The organism is Corallococcus praedator (assembly GCF_003612125.1).
Lineage (GTDB): Bacteria > Myxococcota > Myxococcia > Myxococcales > Myxococcaceae > Corallococcus > Corallococcus praedator.
Genome location: NZ_RAWI01000045.1, coordinates 13,111 through 36,957 on the forward strand (window position 1 = coordinate 13,111; position 23,847 = coordinate 36,957).

Genomic DNA, 23,847 nt, shown 5'->3' on the forward strand with positions numbered 1-23,847 from the left:
CCGCTTGAACCATTCCCGGACCGCCCTCCCGGTCCGGGCCAACCTTCGAGGGTGATTTGGCTTCGAGACCGAGCAGGACGCAGGGGCTGTGGGCGCTGGGACTGGTGCTGGGGCTGACGGCGTGTGGCGGAGCCCCGGCCCCTACAACGCCCGACGCGGTGACGCCCGATGCCCTGGTCGCGCAGGAGCAGTCGGCCACCGCGGCGCCGCTGGGCCGGACCATCTGGCTCAAGGCCTGCGCCACGCAGAAGTACGTGTCGGCGGACCGGAACATCCACGCCAACGCGCCGCTGGTCGCCAACCGCGACAGCTTCCAGGGCTGGGAGCAGTTCGTCGTGGGGGACGCGGGCAATGACTTCATCTCGCTGCGCGTGAGCGAGACGGGGCTCTACGTTTCGGCGGATCCGAACGCTGGCGGCCAGGTGACGGGCTTCCGCACGGCGGTGGGGGACTGGGAGCGCTTCACCTGGGTGCCCTTCCCGGACGGCACCGTGGCCCTGAGGGCGAAGAGCAACAACCTGTTCGTGTCCGCGGACGCCAACCAGGGCGGCACCGCGCCGCTGTACGCCAACCGCGCGACGGCGGGCTGCTGGGAGGCGTTCTCCTTCGGCATCGTGGGTGGCGGCAGCGAGGACCGCTGGGTGCAGGTCTGGAGCGATGAGTTCGACGGCACCAGCTACAACACGGCCCACTGGGCGCCCAACACGGGCGTGCACGTGAACAACGAGCAGCAGCAGTACACGAATTCGCCCGACAACATCTCGGTGAGCAACGGCACGCTGAAGCTCACCGCGCGCCTGCAGTCCAACAACGGCTACCCCTTCACCTCTGGCCGGCTGGAGAGCGCGGGCAAGAAGGAGTTCAGCCACGGCCGCATCGAGGCGCGCATCAAGATGCCGGTGGGCCCGGGCCTGTGGCCGGCGTTCTGGCTCCTGGGCAACAACATCAACACGGTGGGTTGGCCGGCCTGCGGTGAGCTCGACATCATGGAGAACGTCGGCTACGGCGACTGGGTGTCCGGCGCGCTGCACGGCCCGGGCTACTCCGGCAACACGCCCATCAACGGCCGCTTCTACACGAACTCGTCCGTGAGCGACTGGCACGTGTACCGCACCGAGTACTCCACCTCGGACATCAAGTGGTACGTCGACGGCGCGCTGGTGAAGACCACGCTGCGCGGCGAGGTCGAGCGCTACGGCGCATGGGCGTACGACAAGCCCATGTTCATCATCCTCAACCTCGCGGTGGGCGGCGGCTATCCCTTCGGCGTCAACGGCGCCACGTGGCCCTACTACGGCGTGCCGCAGTCCACCCTGGACCTCATCCGCAACGCCCCCCAGACGATGGAAGTCGACTGGGTGCGCGCCTACCAGTGGCGGTAGTCCCCGCTTCCCGCCGGGCATGAGCAGGACGGGGAGTCCACAGTGGCTCCCCGTCCCCACCGCTCCTATCCTGCGGGGCATGCCGCTCCCGCCCCTGCTCCTCCTGGCCGACAGCGCTCCGTTGTTCTGGCGTGTGGAGGGGCGCCCCTTCCTGGACTTCGTGCGGGTGCTCACCGGCGCGGACCTGCGCGTGCCGCCCGTGCGCGCCGCCTACCTGGGCGCCTCCAACGGCGACGTGCCGGCCTTCTACGAAATCTTCACCGCGGCCATGGAGGGCATCGGCCTCTCGCACTGCCGGGCCATTCCCGCCGCGCCCTCCCCGGAGGACCTGGAGTGGCTGAAGGGTGCCGACGTCATCCTCCTCGCGGGCGGCGACCCGCGCGTGGGCTGGGAGGCCTTCCAGGCGCACGGGGTGGACGCGCTGCTGCGCGAGCGTCATCAGGCGGGCGCGGTGCTGATGGGCGTGTCCGCGGGCGCCATGCACCTGGGCCTGGGCGCGTGGTGCGACGACCTGCCCCAGGAGGGCGAACCCTTCCCCACGTTGGGCCTGGCGCCGTACCTCATCAGCGTGCACGAGCCCGCCGACTGGCCGGGCCTCAAGCTCGCGGTGCGGCAGGCGGGATTGCCCACGCGGGGGCTTGGCATTCCGCAGGGGGGCGCGGTGCTGTTGCACGCGGACGGCAGCGTGGAGCCCGTGCGGCAGCCGTTGGTAGACGTGTCGCTGGACGTGGAGGGCCGGCTGCACGAATCGCTGCTGCTGCCTCCCGCCACGCCCTACCGGGGGGATGCGCCCGACGCGCCGGTGGACCGGAAGACGCTCCAGTAGGTCCCCAGCAGGTCCATGAGGCTTCACGCGGTCCGCGGTTGGATTCACGCCCCTGCCGGGGCACACCTTCGAGGAACAACCATGGCAATCAGACCGGGCACGACCGTGGGAGCATGGGCACTGGTGGCGGGGCTGACCGCCTGCGCGGGAGCGCCGGTCGCGCCCCAGCGCGAGGAAACGGTCCGCACGAAGGACGGCTGGGTCCGGGTATGGGGCGACGAGTTCAACGGCACGGCCGTGGATGCCTCCAACTGGATCATCACCACCAACGTGCACGTGAACGACGAGCAGCAGCAGTACACGACGTCGCCGGACAACGTGTCGGTGGGCGGCGGCACGCTGAAGCTCACCGCGCGCATGGAGTCCAACAACGGCTATCCGTTCACCTCCGGCCGGGTGGAGAGCGCGGGCAAGCGGGAGTTCCGCCACGGCCGCGTGGAGGCGCGCATCAAGTTGCCGGTAGGCCCGGGGCTGTGGCCGGCGTTCTGGATGCTGGGCAGCGACATCGCGAAGACGGGGTGGCCGGCGTGCGGTGAGCTGGACATCATGGAGAACGTGGGCTTCGGGGACTGGGTGTCCGTGGCGTTGCATGGCCCGGGCTACTCCGGCGACACGCCCATCAACGGCCGCTTCAACCCGAGCACGCCGGTGAGCGAATGGCACGAGTACCGCGTCGACGCCTCGCCCACGGACATCCGCTGGTACATCGACGGGGCGCTGGTGAAGACCACGACGCGCGCGGACGTCGAACAGCACGGCGCGTGGGCATTCGACAAGCCCCTGTTCATCATCCTCAACTTCGCGGTGGGAGGCAGCTATCCCTCCGGCGTCAACGGCGCGAAGGAGCCCTACTTCGGCGTGCCGCAGGCCACCGCGGACCTGCTGCGCCAGGCGCCCCAGACGATGGAAGTGGACTGGGTGCGCGTCTCCCAGCGGCGGTAGGGGGGCCTACAGCGCCCCACTCGCACGAATCTCCGAAACCGTTTCTGATTTCCCGGGTTGAAGTGTCCGTAGAGGACCTGCCCCCGTTTTTCGGAGCCCGCGTGCCCCCATTTCCTGAAACCCCGAGCCGCTGGCTGCTGCTCGGGTTGCTGCTGGGGTTCGCGACCCCGGCCGGCGCCAAGCCTGGCGGCCCCGGCCTCTTCTGCGCCGAGTACCCCACCACGCCCGCCTGCCAGGGCACCCAGCCCGCCTGCACCTACTGCCACGTGGCCCCGCCCCAGCGGAACGCGTACGGCGCCGCGCTGGAGACCTGGCTGCTCCCCGGCAGACCGCGCCCCCTCTCCGACGCGGACTTCGCGCAGGCGCTGCCCGCCGCGCTCCGCGCCATCGCCAACGAGGACACCGACGGCGACAAGGCCCCGAACCAATTCGAAATCGAGCAGGGCTCGCTGCCCGGCGACGCCCGAAGCGTCCCGCCCAGCGGCATCTGCGGCGGCGGGGACAACCCCCAGTTCAAGGTCTGCCAGTACGACACGCGCTTCGTGTACCGCCGGCTGCTGAGCGACTTCTGCGGCGTGTCCCCCACCTATGCGCAGCTTCAGGCGTTCCTGGCGCTGGGCACCGAGGACCTGAAGCGCGCCTTCATCGACCAGGAGCTGGACCGGTGCCTCCAGTCCGACTTCTGGCGCGGCAAGCACGGGCAGCTCTGGAAGGTGGCCCACCCGAAGATCCGTCCCGTGGGCTCCATCAAGTCCGGCGAGGACGCGGGCCAGATTCCCCTGGCCGACTACTACGACGACTACGCCCTCTTCACCTGGTCCCAGACGGACGACCACGACGCCCGCGAGGTGCTCACCGCCCGCTACTTCGTGAAGCGCTCGGGCGCGAACCCCACCACCTACGCGTCCGTCAACACCCTCGCCTCCCAGACGGTGGACGCCGCGCACCGCGCCGGCAACATGACGAGCGCGTGGACGCTCACCTCGTTCGTGATGTTCACCGCGCTGCCTCGCAACGCCGCCTCGCAGATGTACCGCGCATACCTGGGCCTGGACATCGCGAAGCAGGAGGGCCTGCACAGCGTCACCAATGAGCCCCGCGACTACGACGCCAAGGGCGTGAAGGCCGAACAGTGCGCCGCGTGCCACGCGACGCTCGACCCGCTGTCGTACCCCTACCGCAACTACAACGGCATCAGCGGCGCACTGTCCAACCGCTACCTGCCCAACCGCCTGGAGCTGCTGTTCCCCAACGACGTGGAGACCCTGAAGCAGACGCCGGAGAAGGGCGTCATCCTGGGCCAGCCCGTCAACGACCTCCTGGAGTGGGCGCAGATCGCGAGCAACAGCGACGCCTTCGCCATCTCCACCGTCACCGACTACTGGAAGCTGCTCCTCGGCCACGCGCCCACGCCCGAGGAGAACGAAGAGTTCGTCCGCACGTGGAAGGCCCTGCGCACGACGCACGACTACCGCGTGCAGAAGATGCTGCACGACCTGATCCGCACGGAGGCCTACGGTGCGCCCTGAACGCCTGCTGCTCACCTGCCTCCTCCTGACGGGCTGCTCCGACAAGCTGCCCATCGCCGTCGACCTGGGCCCTTCGGATGCCGGCGGTGGCGTGGCGCCCTCCTACGATGGCGGCGTCGCCAGGTCCCAGAAGGGCAACCTGCGCTTCAAGGGCCCCGAGCGCCTGACGCTCGACCTGGCCTCCGCGCTGGAGCTGCCCGTGGCGTCCGTGTGCAACGAGCTGGGCCAGTACCCGTGCCTGAACGTGCACGGGGTGTCCCTGGGCGGCGTGGACCCGTACGCGCACAGCGTCTATGAGACGGCCCCGGTGACGGGCGCCGCCGCGCCGATCGCCGTGGAGCGCACCGTGCTCTCCGCTTGCAACGCGCGCATCGCCCAGGACCTCAACGCGCCGGCCACCGCGGTGGTTTTCAAGGACGTGGCGCTGACGAACGGGAAGCTCAATGACCCCACGAGCCCCGCCGTCGCCACGGCCCTGTCGTCCCTGGTGCGCCGGGCGTGGCTGCGCGACCCGACCCAGGAGGAGCGCGACACGCTGGTGCAGCTGGCGCGCGACGTGGAGGCCACCGGCACGCCCAACCCGGGCGTCGCCTGGATGCAGGCCGCGTGTCTCGCCGTCTTCTCTTCCGCCGAAGCCGTCTTCTACTGAGGAATCCCGTCCATGACCCTCGAACACACCGGTCGGCTGTCGCGTCGGGAGATGCTGCGCGCGTTGTCGCTCTGCGCGGCGGGCTCCGCCACCCTGGGCCCCCTCCTCTCCGGGTGCCGTGAATCCCTCCAGACGCCCGAGGCGCTGGAGAAGCTGGGCCGCAAGCGCGACGCGCTCGACGGCAAGCCGAAGTTCCTCATCGTCATCGGGGCGGCGGGAGGCGCGTCCATCGTCGACAGCTTCCTCGCCGTGCGCCAGTCCGAGTCCGTCAACGCGGGCGCGCTCAACACCTTCCCGGACGCGCAGGTGCAGTCCGTGGCGGGCAGCCCCTTCCGCGCGGTGAAGTACAGCAACAGCCGCCTGGGCAGCATCCCCATCCCGGTCAACACCGACCAGCTGGCGTTCGTGAAGAAGCACATGAACGACATGCTGGTAGCCACGTCCGTGGGCACGTCGGTGAATCACAACATCGCGCAGAAGCGCTCGCTGACGGGCAACGCGGCCTGGAGGGGGCGCACGCTCCAGGAGGCCGTCGCGCTCCAGTGGGGCGCCAGCATGCCGCTGCCCAACGTCAACATGGGCACCGGCGGCTACTCCGAGCGCGGCACCGACGGGGACCTGCCCCTGTCCTGCTTCGGGGAGACCGTGGTGAACCCGTCGCTCTGGCCCCTGGGCCTGGACGGCTCGCGCGGCATCGCCAACGCCCCGTCGAAGGACGTCATCGCGCTGGCGCGCTCCACGCGCAACGCCCTGGATGAGAAGTCCATCTTCGGCCGCACCTTCCAGGACAGCGCGGCGCTGAAGCGCTGGAACGAACAGCGCGGCGTGCAGCAGCCGAAGCTGGAGGGCATGGACCTCATCACCCGGCTGAACATCCTGCCCAACGCGCCGCCGCAGATTCCCCTGTCGCAGTACGGGCTGGACAGCTCGCCGGACGGGGCGCGGCTGCGCGCGGCCTTCCCCGCGTTCTTCACCGACCCGGTGGAGGGCCAGGCGGCGCTCGCGTTCCTCCTGCTCAAGTACCGGGTGTCCGTGTCGGTGACGCTGGGGCCCGACTTCAACGTCGCGGTGGGCGGGCAGAACGGCATCGCCAATCCGCCGCTTGCGTTCGACATCAGCCACAACGACCACCGCGGCGGACAGGCCTTCATGTGGGCGCGCATCCTGGGCGCGGTGGATTCGCTCATCGGCCTGCTCAAGTCGGAGCCGTTCGATGCGGCGACGGGCGAGTCCATGTGGGACCGCACGATGATCTACGTGGCCACGGAGTTCGGCCGCACCCGCCCGCGCCCCGCCAACGCCACCGAGTTCGGCTCCGGCCATGACCTCAACAACGGCTTCCTGCTCCTGTCCCCCATGGTGAAGGGCAACACCGTCCTGGGCGGCATGGCCCCGAACACCACGCTCACCTACGGCTTCGACGCGCGCACCGGGCAAGCGCAGCCGGGAAAGATGACCTCCAACGAACCGGACATCTTCTCCGGCGTCCTCACCGCCATGGGAGCCGACCTGGGAGGCAGCGGCCTGCCGGACGCGAGCGCCTTCAAGCGCGCCTGACGCCAGGGGCCGGGCGGGGAAATGCAAAACAATCCGCCGGCCAGCCTTCCCCGTAAAGGGACGGGAACATCCGTTCTCCGAGGGGGCTGGTCATGGCGGTCCAAGGCATTACGGGAGGCGGAGGGTTCGCCTCTTTCACGAGGGTTCCCGCGGGGGAGCCGAAGGCGGTGCCGGCGCGTCCGGCCGCTGTTCCGGGGACGTCCCCCACCGTGCCGACGCCGGGCGTGCTCCAGGAGCGCACCCGCGACGGTTTCACGTCGGCGCCCGCCTCGTCGCGGCGGATGGACCTGCTGGGGGGTGGGCCATCCACGACCAATGCAACCTCATCGGTCGGGACGACGCCGGCCACCCCGGGCCCCAGGGCCGCCATGGCGCCCGCGGCCCAGACGGTGCGGGGCACGACGCCCAAGGACGAAGGTGTCTCACTGCCCTTCCGCGCCGACCTGACCGCCCTGCGCACGAGGATGAAGGGGCAGGTCCCGACCGAGGCCCAGGTGCTGGAGGAGATCAACGCCCAGTACCAGCGGAGGCACCCTGGCGCGCCGAAGATGGAGTGGGTCGGCACGAAGCCCTCGGACAAGGCGCTCTGGGAGGATGTCCAGAAGGGCTTCATCGTGGTGCAGGTCCGTGACACCACGCTGAAGTCCGTGGACGCGAAGACGGCGGCCGGACGCGACGCCTTCGCGAAGAAGCTGCCCCCGGAGGAGCGGGCCTCGCTGGAAGCGGAGGTGGATCGCCGCTACGGGCAGAAGACGCAGAGCAGCGACAAGCCCGCCACGCCGGAGGAGAAGGCCTACCGGGAAGCGCTGCGCCAGGACCTGCTGAAGCAGCGCCAGGCCCTGGAGGGCGTGCCCCCGCACGTGCGCGACTTCCTCATGGGCCAGGATGTCCCCTCCGGCACCGTGGATCCGGAGACGCTGAAGCGGGTCGCCGCGAAGCTCTCCACCCTGTCGCCCGAGGAGCTGGCGGACTACGCGAGCCGGGTCACCGGCAACACGACGGACCTGGGCGCCTTCGAGGCGTCCGTGGACCGCTACCGTCAGGAGCGCACCGAGCGCCTGGACGCGGCCGACAGCCTGCGCCAGTTGCAGACGCGGCTGACCACGCCCGCGCAGGTGTACTCGGACTACAACGCGTACCGCGCGCTGGTCGACTCCAACGAAGGACTGTTCGTCACGGGCTCGCAGGCGGCCGTCCTGGAGGGCAAGCTCAAGGCGGAGCTGCCCCAGCACGGGTTCGCGGACATCCCCGCGTACGAAAAGTCCCTCAAGGACTTCCGCGCGGGCTTCGAGCAGGAGGCGCGGGCGCTGGGAGAGGCGCAGCTCACCCGGTACGCGCACGACCTGTTCGCGGCGGAGTCGCGCTACGCGGATCCAACGGCGCTCAACGAGGCCCTGTCACCGGCCCGGGAACTCTACGCGCAGGCGAAGGCGATGCGCGCGAAGGCGGACCTCATCGAGCGTCCGCCCAACGCGTCCGTGGCCCGTCCCCAGGGCGACGTCGCGAAGCTCCGCGCGGACGCCAACAGCCTCGTCTTCAAGGCGGAGGGCCTGCTCAAGAACCTCGCGGAGCGCCACCCCCTGCTCGCGCGGGACCAGAAGTTCGCGCAGCAGCTGGCCCAGGCGTCACCGGGAGAGACCGCGCAAATGCTGAAGGCCCAGGTGGATCAGCGCCGTCAGGACATCGCGACGACGCGCGCGAAGCTGCGCGATGATCCGCAGTTCCTCTACGGGCTGGACAACCTGCTCGCGGCGTCGCGCTCGGCGCAGGGCCTCCTGCCCGGCTCGCTGCCGGCGCGGATGATCGACGACCACGTGCGCGGCAAGCAGGGCGAGCAGGTGCTGAAGGACGTGGCGGTGGCCACCGTGCTGGTGGGCGCGGGACTGTTGTCGGGTGGCGCCGGCATTCCCGGCCTCGTCGTGGCGGGGGTGTCCGCGGGCGTGGGCGTGTACCAGGCGAAGGAGGCGTTGGATGCGTACCAGTCCGGCGTCGCCGCGAACAACACCGGCCTGTCCTCGCAGGAGCCGTCCTTCGGCTGGGTCGTGCTCGCGATGGCGGGCGCGGCGGCGGACCTGGGAGGCGTCGCGAAGGCGGCGCGCGTGTTCGACGCGATGAAGGACGCGGTGCGGGAGTTCAACGCCTCCAAGGACCTGGTCAAGCTGGACCTGCGACTCAAGGCCGTGCCGGGGATGACCTCGCCGGTGCGTGCACAGGTGCTGGACGCGGCGAAGAACGAGGCGCGCCTGCAACAGCAGGTGAAGGGACTGCTGACGCGCGGCGGACCGCTCCAGGTGGGCGAAGGCGTCGCGCCGGATGCGCGGCTGGGAGAGCTGTCCGGCGTGGCCCGCTCGCTGGCGGAGCGGGGCGAGGACTCCTTCGGGCGGTTCATGCAGGAGCTGAAGACGGGCCAGCTCATCGAAGGGGAGCCCTCCCCGGCGGCGCTGAAGCGGCTCAAGGAGGTCTACGAGGAGGGCGTGCAGGAGGTGAAGCAGGCCCGGAAGGCCGCGGAGACGAAGCTCCTGGGAGGACTGGAGGACACGAAGCCGGCCACGACGCCCAAGGCCTCTCCGACTCCTGGAAAGGTCCCGAAGCCGGAGGTCCCCCGGACGCCGGAGGTGAAGACGCCCACGAAGCCCGTGCCGCCCGCGCGGCTGAGCCAGAAGCAGGCGTTGGAGGAGTACAAGAAGATCACCGACCGGTTCGCCGTCGACGACGACTTCGCCCCGGAGGCCATGCGGGCGCAGGTGCTGGGCACCTTCGAGAAGGCGGGCGGCGACCCGGAGATGGCGCGGTCCCTGAAGGCGCTGAGCCAGCAGGACCCGGCCGCGTTCAATAAGGCCTTCGCCAGCGATCCTCCGGGCGTGCTCTTCGAGTTGGGGACCTCGAAGAACCCGGAGCTGGTCCAGTACACGCGCAAGGTCCTCGCGAACACGGTCAACGGCACCGTGCGGCCCCAGGACATGAAGAGCGCGCTGCGCGACGCCAGCTTCCTGTCCCAGCTTCCGCCTTCCGGCCCGGTGCGGGAGATCACCGATGGTTACGGCGCCAGCGGGCGCATCTTCACGGGCGAGCGCGACGGCAAGTCGCTCGTCTTCAAGGTCGACAACCAGGTCGACCTGGTGTTCCGGGACCCCGCCTCCTACGAGGTCGACCGCACGGTGCGAGCGCTGGAGTCCTACGGAGGCCCGAAGTACGAGGGGCAGTTCCGCGTCACGGATCCGAAGACGGGGCTCTGGCGACAGGCCGTGGCCATGGAGAAGGTGGAGGGAACGAACCTGGGTGCCCTGCGGGACCTCCAGGCCGCCGGCAAACCCCTGCCCTTCCCCATCACCGAGCGCCACGCCGAGGCCCTGAAGAAGCTGGAGGACTCGCTGCGCCGCGACGGCGTCCAGATCACCGACGTCAACTGGGGCGACTTCATGCTGACGAACGACCCCAAGCGCCCGCTGGTGCCCCTGGACATGCTCCCGGTCCAGGGCCGGCTGCCCGACACGGGCCTCAAGGGCCCCGAAGGACGCAGCGTGGGAGACGCCCTGCGCGAGCTGCTCACCCCCCCTTCACGCAAGCCCTGAACCCGGCAGCCTCGCCCACAGCACCGTGGCGTTGGGCCGGGCGGGCTCCTGGGTGATGCCCAGCTTCTTGAAGTCCTGCGAGTAGCGCGACCCCTTGAGCACCACCGCCCGGCGCGCCACGCGCCGGGCCTCCTCCACCGTGGCGCGCGTCAGCGGCGAGTAGTCCGCGTGGCGGCGCAGCGTCTCGAACGCGACCGAGGACTTGCGCTCGCGCTCGAACATCGGGTCGAAGAGCACCACGTCGAACGCGCCGTCCGGAAACGCGCGCAGGGCTTCCGCGGCGTCCGCGTGCACCACGTCCACCGCGCACGCGGCGGGATGGCGCGGCAGGCCCGCGAGCCCGTGGTGCACCAGCAGGTAGAGCGCCGGACTCTTCTCCAGCGCGGTGACGCGCCCCGAAGGCCCCACCAGCCGCGCCGCCACCTGCGCATCCGCGCCCAGGCCCAGCGTGCAGTCCAGCACGCGCTCACCTTCGCGCAGCCCCGCGATGCGCAGCAGCATGTCCTCCGGCACGCCCGCATCCAGTTGCTTCACCCGCAGGTGCGCGAGCCCCGGGGAGAAGCGAAGCGACCCCCGCGCGTCCACCAGGGACACCGCGGTGGACTCGAAGACAACGAGCGCATCCGCCATGTCGGTGAGCAGCTTCTTCAGGGGCAGCTTGTGGTGACGCTCCACATAGGGCACCCCCACCGACCCCGCCGCCTCACGCGCACGCTGTGCGAGCACCCCGTCCACCCGGTCCGACGTGGTGACCACCAGCGCATGGCGGAGAGACGACCCGGGGGGTTCGGACGACGGCCCGGACGAAGACGCGGACGACGGTTCAGGCGATGCGGGCATGGCGGGCCGTGGAGCCTACCTCGCGCGTGCGAACCGTCCTGCGTCTGTCACCCGCACGGCACCACCCCTCCCCCCAGGGGCATGGTCCCGCATGGTGTTGCGCCTTAACTCTTGGACCGCGAGCAGGGATGTCACGGAAACCCTGTTCGTACGGCCTTGCTGGTTCAAGGAGGCAGAGGGGGAAGAAGACATGCGACGCCACCGGATGGCCCATGCGGGCGTGCTGCTGTTCGGCGTGACGGGGCTCCTGGTGGGCATGGGGCTGACGCGCGCGGTGCCGGACACCGCCCCCGCGCTCCGACCGATGCTCGACCCGCCGCTGGCGTCCCCCACGGGGACGGGACCGCGCGCGCTGGCGCTGGGCGACTTCGACGCGGATGGCCGCATGGACGTCCTCACGGCCAACCACCGCGAGGGCAATGTGTCGCTGCTGCGGGGCCTGGGGGATGGGACGTTCGCGGCGCCGGTGGACTCGGCCACCGGCCTCATGCCCACCGCCGTCGCGTTGGGGGACTTCAACGGGGATGGCCGCCTGGACGCGGTCACCAGCAACTTCGTCGGCACGGTGTCGGTGCTGCTCGGCCGGGGCGATGGAACGTTCCTGGCCCGGACGGACCTCGCGGTGGGCCGGGAGCCTTCGTCGGTCGGCGTGGGCGACTTCAACGGCGATGGCCTGCTGGACGTGGTGACGTCCAACGGGCTCACCGACTCCGTGTCGGTGCTACTGAGCCACGGCGATGGGACGTTCGCGCCCCGGAAGGAGGCCCCCACCGGCACGGGGCCCTTCGGGGTGGCGGTGGGCGACTTCAATCACGATGGGAAGGTGGACCTCGTCACCGCCAACTTCGTGGACACGGTGTCGGTGCTGCTCGGCCACGGGGACGGGACGTTCGCGTCTCGCGTGGACTACCGCACGGGCAACTCGCCCTATTCGGTCGCGGTGGGGGACGTGGACGGCGACGGGGCCCTGGACCTCATCACCGCGAACTTCCTGGACCGGAGCGTGTCCCTCCTGCGCGGCACGGGCACCGGTGCGTTCCAGCCCCGCTCGGACTTCCCGGTGGAGGGCGGGCCGTACGCCCTGGCGACCGGGGACTTCGACGGCGACGGTGCCCTGGACCTCGCCACCGCGAACTTCTTCGAGGACACCGTGTCCGTCCTGTCCGGCCGGGGCGACGGTACCTTCGGCGCGGCCACCCGCTTCGCCACGGGAGACGGGCCCTACGCGGTCGCGGCGGGCCGCATCAACCACGACGCGAAGCCGGACCTCGTGACCCCGAACGCGCGGGGCCGTGACGTCTCCGCGCTGCTGAGTGCTCCCACCCCGAACGTGGCGGTGGACCTCACCGGGCCCCAAGCCCGGGCCGCACCTCGAGCAGGACCTCAGGGCACGGGGACCGCCGATTCAGGCATCATGGGCCGCGAAAGCGAACCGCTGCCCGAAGCATTCGGAGGTCCCCCTGCTGAACATCCTTCCGAACCCCGATGAGGCGCTCGGCGCGACCAACCCGCTCCTCCTCACCGTCGAGCACCTGCTCAGCGATGAGGAGTGCCTCGCGCTGATTGAGCGCATCGAGGGCGTGGGGCCGACGGCGGCGCCCATCACCACGTCGGCGGGCTTCGTGATGCGCCCCGACATCCGCAACAACACCCGGGCGATGTTCGACGACGCCGCGCTGGCGTCGACGCTGTTTGAACGCATCGCGCCCCACGTGCCGCTCCGGCTGGAGCGCGAATGGGAGGCGTGCGGGACGAACGAGCGGCTGCGCTGCTATCGCTACGACGTGGGCCAGTACTTCGCGCCGCACCACGACGGCGCCTTCGTGCGCCACCGCGACGAGCGGAGCCTGCTCACCTTCATGGTCTACCTGAATGAAGGCATGCATGGCGGCGCGACGAACTTCTTCTCGCTCGGCCACTCCGTGACGCCCAGCCGGGGCACCGCCCTGCTCTTCAACCACCACCTGCTTCACGAAGGCGCGGAAGTGACAGAGGGCCGCAAGTACGCGCTCCGCACCGACCTCATGTACCGGCGCAGGGGCGCGTGACGGAAGCCCGCCCCGGTGCCTCCTACCGGGAGCGCTTCAACTTCGACCACATCAGGCCGACGAAGGTGTCGGGCGCCGGCTCCTCGCGCATCAACTCCGCGTCCTCGTAGCCACGCGCGGGAGGCGGAAGGGCCCGGGGCACCTGGGGCAGCGGCAGGGGCTCCGACCAGGACAGCCCCTGCGCATGGCGCTCCATCACCTCCGCGAACGAGCGCCGGGGGGTGGTGCTGGAGGAGATGGCCGCGGTGCTCTCCACCCGCTGGAGGGCCCGGATGCGGAGGACGACGCTGGCGCCCTCGGCCCGCGAGATGCCCGTCACCCGTCCGATTGGACCTCGCGGTCCCCGTCCCTGGCCCATCGGCATGCCTCCCGTCGCGGGACAAACGTAGCGCTGGCCCGCCTTCCCGGCCACTGCCCGGGCCTCCGGAGGGGCGCGGGACGGCCCGTTCGCCCACCTGTGGCCCCCAGGATTCAACAATCGCTGAAACCGCCCCCGGGGGTCCCGCGTACCAGGGAGGAGCGCCCACCCCGGGCGCGTCCGTTGGCCAGCGTCCATGGCGTCCGCCCCAACCGTCTCCCCCCTCGCCCACCGCGCGCCAAGGACGGTGACGCGCCGGCTGTGGCCCGTGGCGCTGGTCCTGCTCGCGGCGTTGAGCGCGTGCACCGAGGCGCGTGGCGCCGCGTCCGGCCCCACCGCCCCTTCCGCCGAAGCTGCGCAGGTGAAGGACGGCCGCAAGTACACGAAGCCGTCCGACGAGGAGCTGCGGCGCACCCTGTCGCCGACCGTCTATCAGGTGACCCAGAAGGAGGGCACCGAGCCGCCCTTCCGCAACGCCTACTGGAACCACCACGAGGAAGGGCTCTACGTGGACGTGGTCAGCGGCGAGCCCCTCTTCTCCTCGCGCGACAAGTTCGAGTCCGGCACCGGCTGGCCCAGCTTCACCCGCCCGCTGGCGAAGGAGCACGTGGTGGAGAAGCGCGACAGCAGCCTGGGCATGGTGCGCGTGGAGGTGCGCTCCAAGGACGGTGACTCCCACCTGGGCCACGTCTTCGAGGACGGGCCGGAGCCCACCGGCCTGCGCTACTGCATCAACTCCGCGTCGCTGCGCTTCATCCCCGTGAACGAGCTGGCCGCGAAGGGTTACGGGACATGGCTGCCGGCCTTCGGTCGCAAGGCGCTTGGCGAGCCCCAGGGCGCGGTGGCCCCCGCCGCGGGCGCGGTGGTGCTGGCGGCGGCGAAGGCCCCGACGGAGGCCACCACGGAGACGGCATACCTGGCGGGCGGATGCTTCTGGGGCATGGAGGACATCCTGCGGAAGATCCCCGGCGTCATCGAAACGGAGGCCGGCTACACGGGCGGCGCGAAGACGTCCGACCGCCCCACGTACGAGGACGTGCACCTGGGGACGACGGGACACGCGGAGGCGGTGCGCGTCGTCTTCAATCCGAAGCTGCTGACGTACGAGGGGCTGCTGGAGAAGTGGTTCTTCCGCATGCACGATCCGACGACGCTCAACCGCCAGGGCAACGACGTGGGCACGCAGTACCGCTCCGCCCTCTTCTACCTGTCGGACGCGCAGAAGAAGACGGCGGAGGCGGTGAAGGCCCGCATCAACGCGTCGGGCAAGTGGCCCCGTCCCGTCGTCACGCAGATCGCCCCCGCGGGCGAGTGGACCCCCGCCGAGGGCTACCACCAGGACTACCTGGTGAAGAATCCGGGCGGCTACACCTGCCACTACCTGCGCGACTGATGCGCACCCGGCAGGGGCCCGTGCGCAGCAAGCATCATGCGGCGCGGTCGCGGACCTCGAAAGTCATTCCCGCCTTGCGCAAACGTTCCACCAGCACCATTCCCATGGCGGACGCGGGCGTGAGGACGCCGCCCCGTTTGGGAAGGGTGTCGAAGGCAAGGCACAGCGCGGACTCCGCGAGCATGCGCGATGTGGCCGCGTAGCCCGGGTCTCCCTTCGCCGCCACCTTGCCCTCCACCTTCACCCGCTGGCCGCTCTTGGGTGAGAGGCCCTCGCCCAGCATCCGCACCTCGAAGCGGCCGCTCTCGCGAATCTTCGCGGACGGCCCCTGCCCGGGCGCGGGCAGCACGTGCTTCTCCAGCAGGCCGCGCACCGCGTCCACGCTCGAGGCAGCCATGAAGCCTCCCAGCCCCGCGGTGGTGGACGCCGCCAGCGCGAGTCCCTTGGCGCCGGGACCGAAGTCGGTGACCTCCGCGTAGAAGAAGTCGCGGCCCCACGGGAAGCCCAGCAGCGCGTTGGAGCGCCGCACGACGCGCGTGTTGACGGAGGCCATCACGAACGGCGCCGTCCACCCGCCGGTCTCCGGGCTCTTGCGCACGGTCATCTGGTCGCGCTCCTCCTTCGTGCCACGGCCGGGCTCGGGGTCCAACGCGTGGGCGCTCGTCAGCACGCGGCGCAGCGCCGGCTCCGCCTTCACCGCGTCGAACGTGTCCATCATGCTGGCGACGGTGCCGCCGCTGAAGCCGCCGCGCATGCGCGTCAGGTGATAGCGCATCTGGTCGCAGTGGCCGCCGTGCCGCTCGCGCATGTAGTCCTGGACCATGAGGACGCCCAGGTCGGAGGGGATGGAGTCGAAGCCGCACGTGTGGACGATGCGCGCCCCGCTCTCCCGCGCCTGCGTGTCGTGCGCGTCGATCATCTTGCGCATCCAGTGCACTTCACCAGTCAGGTCGCAGTAGTCCGTGCCCGCGCGGGCGCACGCGGCCACCAGCTCGCTGCCGTAGCGGTTGTAGGGCCCCACCGTGGAGATGACGACGCGCGTGCGCGCCACCATCGCATCCAGGGAGGCGGCGTCCTTCGCGTCCGCGATGACGACCGGCAGCGCCGCGCACGCGGGATTCAGCCGGACCAGCTCCGCGCGGACCTGCTCCAGGCGGCCCGCGTTCCGTCCGGCGAGCGCCCACTTCGCGCCCTGCGCGTCCTGGGACTGGGCCAGGTATTCCGCCACCAGCCGGCCGGTGAACCCCGTGGCACCCCACAGGACGATGTCGAACTCGGTCTTCTTCTCGCGGGCCATGAAGTCTCCAGGTACCGGCAGCGGATGCCCCGGGTGGACGTCCCGGCCACGTCCTCACGACGCGGGTACGAAGTTGTGACCGCCGCATCCGCGGCGACAAGGTGTACGTGTCGTTGAAGAGGTCCCCACCCTGGACCTGCTCCGGCGGGGCCGGGGGCCCATCGCGTAGTCGGACCCTCCATGTGAGCGCAAGCGGGATTGCGTGGGCAGGGAATCCACCTGTACGTCACACCACACCCGCGCCGCCCGGCGTCACGAGCGCAATCGCAGACGGATGGGACCGCGCGCGGTGGACGCGTCCACCACCCGCCCGCCCTGGACGATGTCCAGCACCCCACGCGCGACGAGCCTGCGGGCCGCCTCGCGCACGGGCTCCATCCGGGAGCGCCATTCTCCCCCGCCCACCGCGCGAGCGACCTCGGAAGGGCACACCGTGGCCCTGCCCGCCCGCCGGGCCAGCAGCTCCAAGATGAGCGCTTCCAGCGGGGAATCACGCGCCTGGGTCCGCTTCCCCCGGCACGCGTCCGAGCAGTAACGCACCTGCTCCCAGTCGCGGGCCCACTTCCTGCGCCAGGTGATGGCGCGGCCGCAGACGGCACAGGGCTTGGGGGGAGGTGGCGCCATGCACTTCGTCCGATGCCGGCCCCCGCGCCGGGTTTCAACCGCGACCGGCGCAAGGACGCCGCGAACTACGAAGACCTTCGTTGACATCTACGAAGTCATTCGTATATCCAGTCCGTATCGCTGAAGGAGTGAGGGAGCCATGAGTCGAGCAAAGCTGCCACGCCCCACGGATGCCGAGCTGGCCATCCTGCGGGTGCTGTGGGACCGGGGCGCCAGTACGGTGCGCGAGGTGCACGAGACGCTGCAGGATGGGAGCGGCTACACCACGGTGCTGAAGACGATGCAGATCATGACGGAGAAGGGGCTGGTGATGCGGGACGAGGCGCAGCGCGCGCATGTCTACAGCGCCCGCGTGCCGCGTGAGAACACCCAGCGGCAGCTCGTCACCGACCTGGTGGACCGCGTGTTCGGCGGCTCCCCGGCGCGGCTGGCCCTGCAGGCCCTGTCCACGAAGAAGACGTCCCCCGAGGAGCTGGCGGAGCTGCGCCAGTTGCTGGATTCGCTGGAGAAGGAGTCGGAATCATGAACGGTCTCATCCTGGAAGCGGTGGGCTGGGCGCTCGTGCACCTGCTGTGGCAGGGCGTGCTCGTCGCGGTGGCGCTGGCCCTGGCGCTGCGGTGGGTGGGCGGTCGCTCGGCGAACCTGCGCTATGCGCTGGCGTGTGGTGCCCTGGGCATCATGCTCGCGCTGCCGGTGGCCACCGCGTGGCGGCACGCCTCCCGTGCTCCGGGCGCGCGGCCCGGGCGGACGACGGCGTTCGTCGCGCGAACCGCCACGCCCTTCATGAACACGTTGGTCCTCCCGAGCACCGGGTCCACGCCGTGGCGGTCCCCGTCTCCGGCCGGAACGGAGGCGAGGCCTCCGCTGGAGCAGGTGTTCCAGCAGGTGGGTGAGCACCTGCCCTGGCTGGTGCTGGCGTGGGGGATGGGCGTGGCGGCTTCGTCGCTGCGGCTGATGAAGGGTTGGTTCCTGCTGCGCCAGCAGGTCCACGCGGCGGTGCACGCGTCGTTGGAATGGCAGGAGCGGCTGGAGGCGATGGCGCGCCGGCTGGGGCTCACGCGGCCGGTGCGGCTGCTGGTGTCGTCGAAGCTGGAGGTGCCGTCCACGCTGGGCTGGTTGAGGCCCGTGGTGCTGGTCCCCACCGCCACGCTCACAGGGCTCGCGGTGCGGGAGCTGGAGATGGTGCTGGCCCACGAGCTGGCGCACATCCGCCGGCACGACTTCGCGGTGAACGTGGTGCAGACCCTGGTGGAGACGCTGCTCTTCTACCACCCGGTCGTGTGGTGGATGTCCCAGGTCATCCGCGTGGAGCGGGAGAACTGCTGTGACGACCTCGCCGTGCGGCAGGGCCCCGGTGCGATTCCGTATGCCCGTGCGCTCACCGCGCTGGAAGCACTGCGGTCGCAGGGGACGGGGGCCGCGGGCCCTGCCCTGTCCGCGCTGGGAGGCTCGTTGACGGACCGCGTGCGGCGGCTGGTGGTGGCGCCCCCGTCGCGGTGCTCGTCTCGCCTGGCCGCGGGGGTCTCCATCGTCACGCTGGCCAGCAGCCTCGCGGTGGCGGTGCCCCTCACCGCGCTCGCCGTGCAGCCCGTGAAGGTGGCGGAAGTGAAGGTCGCGCCCGTCCACGCCACTCCGGTCGTCGAGCTCAACGCCGCTCCAGCCGCTCGCGCCGCACCGGAGGCGGATGACGCGACCACCCGCGTGGGCGAAGGCCCCCTCACGGTGGAGCAGTTGGTGTCCCTGAAGGTCGCGGGCGTCACCCCGGAGGTCGTCTCCCAGGTCACCGCCATGGGCTACGCGCCCACGGTGGAGACGCTGGTCCAGTTCGGCCACGCGGGCATCACGCCGGAGTACGCGAAGGCCATGGCGGCCCGCTTCGGCAAGCCCATCCCCTCCGAGCTGCTGGTGGGCATGAAGCACCTGGGCGTCACCCCGGAGTGGCTGGAGCAGATGGCGGGCCTGGGCTTCCAGCAGACGGATCCGGAGCAGCTGCTCGCGGCGAAGGCCCTGGGCCTGGACGCGGCCTGGCTGAACGACCTGAAGTCCGCCGGCTTCACGGGCCTGGACCTGGACACGGCCGTGGAGCTGCGCGCCCTGGGCGTCACCTCCGAGTACATCCACGAGCTGGAAGCCGCGGGCCTGAAGCCCGCCTCCGTGGATGAGTTGCGGCGCCTGCGCGCCGGTGGCGTGGACGCGGACTTCATCCGCCGCATGCGCCAGCCCAAGAAGTAACGCCCCTTCCCCCTTCACCACACGGCCCCAACCCGCGCGCTCCCTTTCGAGCGCGTGGGCGGGCCGCGCCTTGCCCGAAAAGGAGTCGCCGTCATGACGTCCCGCCTGTCGCCGTGGCTCACCGTGTTCATGCTGCTCTTCGCCCTCCCCGTTCTCGCCGAAGGTGCCTCGGAGTCCGGCGCCTGGGTCGGCACGGTGCGCGAGCAGGAGTTGCACCTGTCGCTGCACCCGAAGGACCGACCTGGATCGAACCACGGCTTCTCCACGCCGCTCGCCTCCTTCCAGGGACTGTCCACGAAGGAAGGCAGCAGCGCCCCCTTCCAGTTGGTGCGCGAAGCCGGCACCTTCGCCTTCGAGGGCCGCTTCGGAGCGCAGCAGGGCACGGGCACCTGGCGCTTCACCCCCAACGCCGCCTACGTGAAGGCGCTGTCGGAGCTGGGCATCCCCAAGCCGGACGCGCAGGAGCAGCTCACGCTGGCCACGGTCGACGTGGGCCCCGCGCGCGTCAAGGCGCTGGCCGCCGCGGGCTACCGCGTGGGCTCGGTGGACGACCTGCTCCAGGTGGGCATCTTCAACGTCACCCCGGAGTACGTGCGGGCGCTCGCCGCGGCGGGCTACCCCAAGCTGTCGCTGGACGAAGTCGTCCAGAGCCGCATCCACGGCGTGACGCCCGAGCGCATCCAGGCCCTGGCCGCCGCGGGCTTCAAGGGCCTGGCGCTGGAGACGCTCCTGTCCATGAGCATCCACGGCGTGACGCCGGACTTCATCCGCGAGATGCGCGGCCTGGGCTTCAAGGACCTGAAGGCCGACGAGCTCGTGGGAATGCGCATCCACGGCGTCACCCCCGCCTTCGTCAACGAGATGCGCGGCCTGGGCTACACGAACGCCAGCGCGGAGGACCTGATGCAGCTGCGCATCCACGGCATCGACTCCGTGTTCGTCCGCTCGCTGTCCAGGGACGCGGGCACGCCGCGCAAGCCGTAGCCCGCCCCAGCGCCCCACGCGGCCTTGACCCAGGCCATCCCAGGGATTATCACTGAACCAAATGGTTCAGTCTTCATCCCACCTCGATCGCTCCTTCTCGGCGCTGTCGGACCCGACGCGCCGGGCCATCCTGATGCGCCTTGGAAAGTCCGAGGCGTCTTCGATGGGAAGCCTCTCCGAGCACTTCGAGATGACGCTCACCGGGCTGCAGAAGCACGTGCGCGTCCTCGAGGAGGCGGGCCTCGTCACGACCGAGAAGGTGGGGCGCGTGAGGCACTGCCGGCTGGGTCCCCGGAAGCTCGAGGACGTGGCGAAGTGGATGACCGCGTACCGGACCTTGCTGGAGCAACGCCTGGATCACCTCGAGGACTTCCTCGAGCGCACGAAAGGAACGCCATGAGCCCCGCCGCGAAGCCATCCCCCGCCACGGTGACCCAACCGTCCGACCGGGAGGTCCGCACCGAACGCATCTTCAACGCGACCCGTGAGCGCGTGTGGAAGGCCATGACCGACCCCGCGCTCGTGGCCCAGTGGTGGGGCCGGGGCAACACGCTGGTCATCGAGCGCCTGGAGGTCCAGCGCGGAGGCCATTGGCGCTTCGTCGAACACACGCCCGACGGGCAGCATGGCTTCGAGGGGCGCTTCCGCGAGGTGACGCCCCCGGAGCGCATGGTGCGGACCTTCGAGTGGGACGGCATGCCCGGCCACGTCATCGTGGAGTCGACGATGCTGGAGGACCTGGGCGACGGGCGCACGAAGGTCATCACCCTCTCGCTGTTCCACACGACCGAAGAGCGCGACGGCATGGTCCAGTCCGGCATGACCGAGGGCATGAACCAGAGCTACGTGGCGCTCGACAAGGTGCTCGCGGCGCCAGGCTGAGCGGCCCGGCGTCAGCCTCCGTCCGGGGAGGGGGCTTGCGCGAACCACTCGAAGAGCGGACGCGTGGCGCCGCCCAGTCGCGCCACCGCGTCCTCCAGCGCGTCCTGGTTGGCCCAGAGGACGTCCGCGTCCCCGTGCAGGGCCAGCGGCCGGTGCGCGTAGACGCGACACGCGCCTGTTTCGCGGTCCAACAGCGGACAGGTGTAGGGCCGTGCACCCTCCCGGCCCTGGCCTGTTCGCGCGAACAAGAGGCTCGCGCGGACCTTCCCTTCCATACTGCGGGGTCCGCGGACCTTCAGCCGCCCGTGGGTTTCAGAGCAGCTGGCGCACCAGCGGGAGCGAGCTGGGCCGGAGCGTATGCAGCGGCGGCAGCAGGCCCAGGGCGTCCTCGGGCGCGAACTCCCACCAGCGCTTGAGGGTCAGCCCCCGCCGGGTGTTGGTGGCGCAATGCACCTCGCCGCCCTTGTCGTGGTACGCGCGCCAGTTGTCGAGGGTGTGGGCCGTGAGGCCGTGCTTGCGGAACAGGCTCTTCACGTAGACCTCGAACAGGTCGAACGTGCCATGCGCGGGCACGTCCAGGACCCGGTCGATTCCGTGGGGCACCAGCAGCTGGCCGTACGGACCGCTCTGGACCTTGTTCGCATGGAGCATGGGGCCGAAGGGCTTCGCCATGATGCAGTGCCGCTCCAGCACGAGCATGTTCACCATGTTCGCGGTCAGGGTCGCCAGCCCCTTCATCTTGCCCTGCCGGTAGAGCACGGGGATGCGGAGGATCTGCTCGTCTCGCAGGCCGATGTCCCTCTTCAACTGATCAACCAACTTCTGGAGCTGCTCATCCGCGCGCTTGTTGAAGGCGATGACGCTCGCGAGCGTGGGCACCTCTGAAATTCCCCGGGGGAATCCTCCCCCCATGCCCTCGAACGGGACCGAGGAGGGCATCGCGCCCGGGCGACGGACCGACGACAGTGACCCCAGACCGGGGTGAGGCCTGCGCTGCACCGGCATCGGTTCCCGGCGCGGAGGCATCATCATGTTCGGCATCCCGGTGGGGCGGCGGGCGCCCCCTCCTCCCATGCCGTCCTTGAAGAACGCGGCGACCGTGGTCTGGATGGGCTCCTCGAAGCCCTCGCCTTCGACGCCCTGAACCGACCTTCCCTCGAGCAGCACCGCGTTCGGTTCGGCCTTCAGCACGCCCTCCAACAGCGTCAGGGCCAGCAGGGGACTGGGCAGGCAGAGCTTCCAGCCTCCGTCCTCCGCGGGAACGAACGAGAGGATTTCATCGACATGGCCGACATCCAGCCAGCCGGTGTCGATGACGATGGGGGCCTGGACCCGCTGCGCCTTCAGGAAGGCCTGGACGTTCGGATCCAACCGGCGCCGCGCCCCGGCGCCGTCGCCGTAGTAGATGCGGCCGAACGGGAAGTTGCGCCCCTTGTGGTCCATCACCGGCGGCGTGACCTCCAGGTTGCCAAGCTTGTTCATGTCGCTCTCGGCCTCGGCGGCGAAGCCGAAGAAGCCGACGCCGGGGCCCCGTCCCCGCTGAGCGAAGTGGTTGATCAACCCGACCCTCCGCGAGGCACCGAGGATGGCGTGGAGGCCGTGCGTGGGAAGGTTGGAGCTTCCAAACTCCAGGCTGTCCTGCCCCCAGCGGTCTCCGTCGATGCAGGGCAGCTCCACCAGGGACAGCCCCAGCCGGGTTTCGACGATGGCCTTCAGCGTGCTCCGGAACGCGGTGTTGTCGAACCGGGGCGTCGTGCCCGCGACCACGTAGACCGTCTGGGGCGGCTCCAGGTGGTGCTGCATCATCCAGGGCGCGACGCGCACCCGGGCCCGCTGCACCACGGTTCCCTCGGGCGCACTCGTGGTCAGCACGAGGACGATGTCCTGCTCGTCCGGCGTGAGGTCGAACCGGAGGGCCTCCATGCCCAGGCGCAGGACGGGCCTGGAGAGATCCAACCGGCACGTGTGCCCATTGCGCGGCCCGATGAGGGCCCGGGCCCCCGCCGAGATTCCGTCGAAGATGCGGATCCGCTGGATGTCCCTCGGGTTCTCCAGCGACAGGGTGCACGTCGCATCAGGACGGTGCGCACCGTCGCGCCGGACCTCCAGCGGCGCGATGTCCAGCGCGTCGTCCCCTCCGTTGATCACCTCATCGCTGTTGTCCGCGCGCTGGGGGATGGCCCCATCCGCATCCAGGTTGCAGAGGATGATGGCGCCCTTCCTGCCCGGCCCCACGCCCCAGTCCCACCGGTCGAGCCCCTCCGACGTCAGGGTGCCATCGCGGTCCGCATCCAGGAACAGTCGCGCGACCGTCTGCGGACCCACGCGCAGGACGAGCGTGGTCCCGTCAGCGAGGGGCTGCGCCGCCACGTGCCCCGCGACGCGCGTCTCGCCCCGGAAGACCTCGAACGTCGCCACGTCGGGGACGTGCGTGAAGGTGACCTCGCCCTCCGCGTTCGTCTGGAGGCGCTCAGCCGTCTGCACGAGGACGACCCGCAGACCGGGCACCGGGTCGTACTGGGAGTCGATGAGCTGGACGGTGACTCGCCTGGGCATGGCTTCTCCTGGAAACACGGTGAGTCTGGAACGCCGGAAATCCCCAGGCTACGGGCGTTGGACGCATCCCGGCAAACGCCCAGCCCACGAAGGTGGGCCGCGGTTCGCGGCCTCCCGGGTCATTGGGCGCTCGTGGCCGGCTTGCTAGAATCCCCGCCTCCGCCCCCCCCCTCCCC

Annotated in this window: 21 protein-coding genes; 15 read left to right on the forward strand and 6 right to left on the reverse strand. The window is 70.5% G+C overall.

Annotation, left to right across the window (positions count from 1 at the left end; translation table 11 throughout):
• The first annotated feature begins 56 nt into the window (after positions 1 to 56).
• From D7Y13_RS08620 to D7Y13_RS08650, 7 genes are all read left to right on the forward strand, one after another.
• Positions 57 to 1,382, forward strand: a complete 1,326-nt coding sequence (locus D7Y13_RS08620; RefSeq protein ID WP_199732745.1) for a family 16 glycosylhydrolase — start codon at positions 57 to 59, stop codon at positions 1,380 to 1,382.
• Positions 1,383 to 1,461: 79 nt separating this feature from the next.
• A complete protein-coding gene (locus tag D7Y13_RS08625; protein WP_158620347.1) occupies positions 1,462 to 2,208 on the forward strand; it encodes a Type 1 glutamine amidotransferase-like domain-containing protein in 747 nt (248 codons plus the stop codon).
• Between the two features lie 81 nt (positions 2,209 to 2,289).
• Entirely contained in the window at positions 2,290 to 3,150 is an 861-nt protein-coding gene (locus tag D7Y13_RS08630) for a glycoside hydrolase family 16 protein (protein WP_120583306.1), read from the forward strand.
• 101 nt (positions 3,151 to 3,251) lie between these two features.
• Positions 3,252 to 4,679 carry a hypothetical protein gene (locus tag D7Y13_RS08635; RefSeq protein WP_233595492.1) on the forward strand — a complete coding sequence of 476 codons (1,428 nt, stop codon included), beginning with the start codon at positions 3,252 to 3,254 and terminating at the stop codon, positions 4,677 to 4,679.
• Positions 4,669 to 5,328, forward strand: a complete 660-nt coding sequence (locus D7Y13_RS08640) for a hypothetical protein (RefSeq protein WP_233595493.1) — start codon at positions 4,669 to 4,671, stop codon at positions 5,326 to 5,328. The genes D7Y13_RS08635 and D7Y13_RS08640 overlap by 11 nt, the downstream gene beginning before the upstream one ends.
• 12 nt (positions 5,329 to 5,340) lie before the next feature.
• Complete coding sequence (locus tag D7Y13_RS08645; protein WP_120583307.1) at positions 5,341 to 6,885, forward strand: DUF1501 domain-containing protein; 1,545 nt, start codon at positions 5,341 to 5,343, stop codon at positions 6,883 to 6,885.
• Between the two features lie 167 nt (positions 6,886 to 7,052).
• Positions 7,053 to 10,457: a hypothetical protein gene (locus tag D7Y13_RS08650; protein WP_147444274.1), complete on the forward strand. Its 3,405-nt coding sequence runs from the start codon at positions 7,053 to 7,055 to the stop codon at positions 10,455 to 10,457.
• Here the strand turns inward: D7Y13_RS08650 and D7Y13_RS08655 are convergent.
• Positions 10,443 to 11,297 carry a class I SAM-dependent methyltransferase gene (locus D7Y13_RS08655; protein WP_120630657.1) on the reverse strand — a complete coding sequence of 285 codons (855 nt, stop codon included), beginning with the start codon at positions 11,295 to 11,297 and terminating at the stop codon, positions 10,443 to 10,445. The two genes, D7Y13_RS08650 and D7Y13_RS08655, sit on opposite strands and share 15 nt — an antisense overlap.
• 190 nt (positions 11,298 to 11,487) lie before the next feature.
• Here D7Y13_RS08655 and D7Y13_RS08660 point away from each other — a divergent pair, with 190 nt between their 5' ends.
• Together D7Y13_RS08660 and D7Y13_RS08665 are read left to right on the forward strand one after the other, a co-directional pair.
• Positions 11,488 to 12,786, forward strand: coding sequence for an FG-GAP repeat domain-containing protein (locus tag D7Y13_RS08660; protein ID WP_158620348.1), 1,299 nt, complete (start codon positions 11,488 to 11,490; stop codon positions 12,784 to 12,786).
• A gap of 91 nt (positions 12,787 to 12,877) precedes the next feature.
• Positions 12,878 to 13,345: a 2OG-Fe(II) oxygenase gene (locus tag D7Y13_RS08665; protein WP_233595494.1), complete on the forward strand. Its 468-nt coding sequence runs from the start codon at positions 12,878 to 12,880 to the stop codon at positions 13,343 to 13,345.
• A 22-nt stretch (positions 13,346 to 13,367) separates the two neighbouring features.
• Here the strand turns inward: D7Y13_RS08665 and D7Y13_RS08670 are convergent, their stop codons facing one another.
• Positions 13,368 to 13,664, reverse strand: a complete 297-nt coding sequence (locus D7Y13_RS08670) for a hypothetical protein (protein WP_120534467.1) — start codon at positions 13,662 to 13,664, stop codon at positions 13,368 to 13,370.
• A gap of 235 nt (positions 13,665 to 13,899) precedes the next feature.
• On the opposite strand from D7Y13_RS08670, the gene D7Y13_RS08675 reads away from it, so the two are divergent.
• Positions 13,900 to 15,096 carry a bifunctional methionine sulfoxide reductase B/A protein gene (locus D7Y13_RS08675; RefSeq protein WP_120630658.1) on the forward strand — a complete coding sequence of 399 codons (1,197 nt, stop codon included), beginning with the start codon at positions 13,900 to 13,902 and terminating at the stop codon, positions 15,094 to 15,096.
• A gap of 34 nt (positions 15,097 to 15,130) precedes the next feature.
• On the opposite strand, the gene D7Y13_RS08680 is transcribed toward D7Y13_RS08675, so the two are convergent.
• Positions 15,131 to 16,393, reverse strand: coding sequence for a saccharopine dehydrogenase family protein (locus D7Y13_RS08680; RefSeq protein ID WP_120583312.1), 1,263 nt, complete (start codon positions 16,391 to 16,393; stop codon positions 15,131 to 15,133).
• 252 nt (positions 16,394 to 16,645) lie between these two features.
• Positions 16,646 to 17,017 carry a DUF2256 and DUF3253 domain-containing protein gene (locus D7Y13_RS08685; protein ID WP_120583313.1) on the reverse strand — a complete coding sequence of 124 codons (372 nt, stop codon included), beginning with the start codon at positions 17,015 to 17,017 and terminating at the stop codon, positions 16,646 to 16,648.
• Between the two features lie 139 nt (positions 17,018 to 17,156).
• Here D7Y13_RS08685 and D7Y13_RS08690 point away from each other — a divergent pair, with 139 nt between their 5' ends.
• The 5 genes from D7Y13_RS08690 (at position 17,157) to D7Y13_RS08710 (ending at position 21,115) form a co-directional block, all read left to right on the forward strand.
• On the forward strand, positions 17,157 to 17,543 hold the full coding sequence (locus D7Y13_RS08690) for a BlaI/MecI/CopY family transcriptional regulator (protein WP_120537741.1): 387 nt from the start codon (positions 17,157 to 17,159) through the stop codon (positions 17,541 to 17,543).
• On the forward strand, positions 17,540 to 19,249 hold the full coding sequence (locus D7Y13_RS08695; protein ID WP_120583314.1) for a M56 family metallopeptidase: 1,710 nt from the start codon (positions 17,540 to 17,542) through the stop codon (positions 19,247 to 19,249). The genes D7Y13_RS08690 and D7Y13_RS08695 overlap by 4 nt, the downstream gene beginning before the upstream one ends.
• A 93-nt stretch (positions 19,250 to 19,342) precedes the next feature.
• On the forward strand, positions 19,343 to 20,233 hold the full coding sequence (locus D7Y13_RS08700; protein WP_120583315.1) for a 4-hydroxy-3-methylbut-2-enyl diphosphate reductase: 891 nt from the start codon (positions 19,343 to 19,345) through the stop codon (positions 20,231 to 20,233).
• A 61-nt stretch (positions 20,234 to 20,294) separates the two neighbouring features.
• On the forward strand, positions 20,295 to 20,633 hold the full coding sequence (locus tag D7Y13_RS08705) for an ArsR/SmtB family transcription factor (RefSeq protein WP_120583316.1): 339 nt from the start codon (positions 20,295 to 20,297) through the stop codon (positions 20,631 to 20,633).
• Positions 20,630 to 21,115 (forward strand): SRPBCC family protein, encoded by a 486-nt coding sequence (locus D7Y13_RS08710; RefSeq protein ID WP_120583317.1) that lies wholly within the window; start codon positions 20,630 to 20,632, stop codon positions 21,113 to 21,115. Before D7Y13_RS08705 ends, D7Y13_RS08710 begins: the two co-directional genes overlap by 4 nt.
• An 11-nt stretch (positions 21,116 to 21,126) precedes the next feature.
• On the opposite strand, the gene D7Y13_RS08715 is transcribed toward D7Y13_RS08710, so the two are convergent.
• Together D7Y13_RS08715 and D7Y13_RS08720 are read right to left on the reverse strand one after the other, a co-directional pair.
• Positions 21,127 to 21,390, reverse strand: coding sequence for a YkgJ family cysteine cluster protein (locus D7Y13_RS08715; RefSeq protein WP_199732746.1), 264 nt, complete (start codon positions 21,388 to 21,390; stop codon positions 21,127 to 21,129).
• A gap of 37 nt (positions 21,391 to 21,427) precedes the next feature.
• Positions 21,428 to 23,671 carry a protein-arginine deiminase family protein gene (locus tag D7Y13_RS08720; protein WP_120583318.1) on the reverse strand — a complete coding sequence of 748 codons (2,244 nt, stop codon included), beginning with the start codon at positions 23,669 to 23,671 and terminating at the stop codon, positions 21,428 to 21,430.
• Positions 23,672 to 23,847: the final 176 nt, after the last annotated feature.

Bases quoted from the DNA above. Each gene is read 5' to 3' on its own strand.
- D7Y13_RS08655 (WP_120630657.1), bottom strand. From the start codon at position 11,297: ATGCCCGCATCGCCTGAACCGTCGTCCGCGTCTTCGTCCGGGCCGTCG.
- D7Y13_RS08695 (WP_120583314.1), top strand. From the start codon at position 17,540: ATGAACGGTCTCATCCTGGAAGCGGTGGGCTGGGCGCTCGTGCACCTG.
- D7Y13_RS08660 (WP_158620348.1), top strand. From the start codon at position 11,488: ATGCGACGCCACCGGATGGCCCATGCGGGCGTGCTGCTGTTCGGCGTG.
- D7Y13_RS08680 (WP_120583312.1), bottom strand. From the start codon at position 16,393: ATGGCCCGCGAGAAGAAGACCGAGTTCGACATCGTCCTGTGGGGTGCC.
- D7Y13_RS08645 (WP_120583307.1), top strand. From the start codon at position 5,341: ATGACCCTCGAACACACCGGTCGGCTGTCGCGTCGGGAGATGCTGCGC.
- D7Y13_RS08685 (WP_120583313.1), bottom strand. From the start codon at position 17,017: ATGGCGCCACCTCCCCCCAAGCCCTGTGCCGTCTGCGGCCGCGCCATC.
- D7Y13_RS08715 (WP_199732746.1), bottom strand. From the start codon at position 21,390: ATGGAAGGGAAGGTCCGCGCGAGCCTCTTGTTCGCGCGAACAGGCCAG.
- D7Y13_RS08690 (WP_120537741.1), top strand. From the start codon at position 17,157: ATGAGTCGAGCAAAGCTGCCACGCCCCACGGATGCCGAGCTGGCCATC.
- D7Y13_RS08630 (WP_120583306.1), top strand. From the start codon at position 2,290: ATGGCAATCAGACCGGGCACGACCGTGGGAGCATGGGCACTGGTGGCG.
- D7Y13_RS08710 (WP_120583317.1), top strand. From the start codon at position 20,630: ATGAGCCCCGCCGCGAAGCCATCCCCCGCCACGGTGACCCAACCGTCC.
- D7Y13_RS08720 (WP_120583318.1), bottom strand. From the start codon at position 23,671: ATGCCCAGGCGAGTCACCGTCCAGCTCATCGACTCCCAGTACGACCCG.
- D7Y13_RS08675 (WP_120630658.1), top strand. From the start codon at position 13,900: ATGGCGTCCGCCCCAACCGTCTCCCCCCTCGCCCACCGCGCGCCAAGG.
- D7Y13_RS08625 (WP_158620347.1), top strand. From the start codon at position 1,462: ATGCCGCTCCCGCCCCTGCTCCTCCTGGCCGACAGCGCTCCGTTGTTC.
- D7Y13_RS08705 (WP_120583316.1), top strand. From the start codon at position 20,295: ATGGTTCAGTCTTCATCCCACCTCGATCGCTCCTTCTCGGCGCTGTCG.
- D7Y13_RS08700 (WP_120583315.1), top strand. From the start codon at position 19,343: ATGACGTCCCGCCTGTCGCCGTGGCTCACCGTGTTCATGCTGCTCTTC.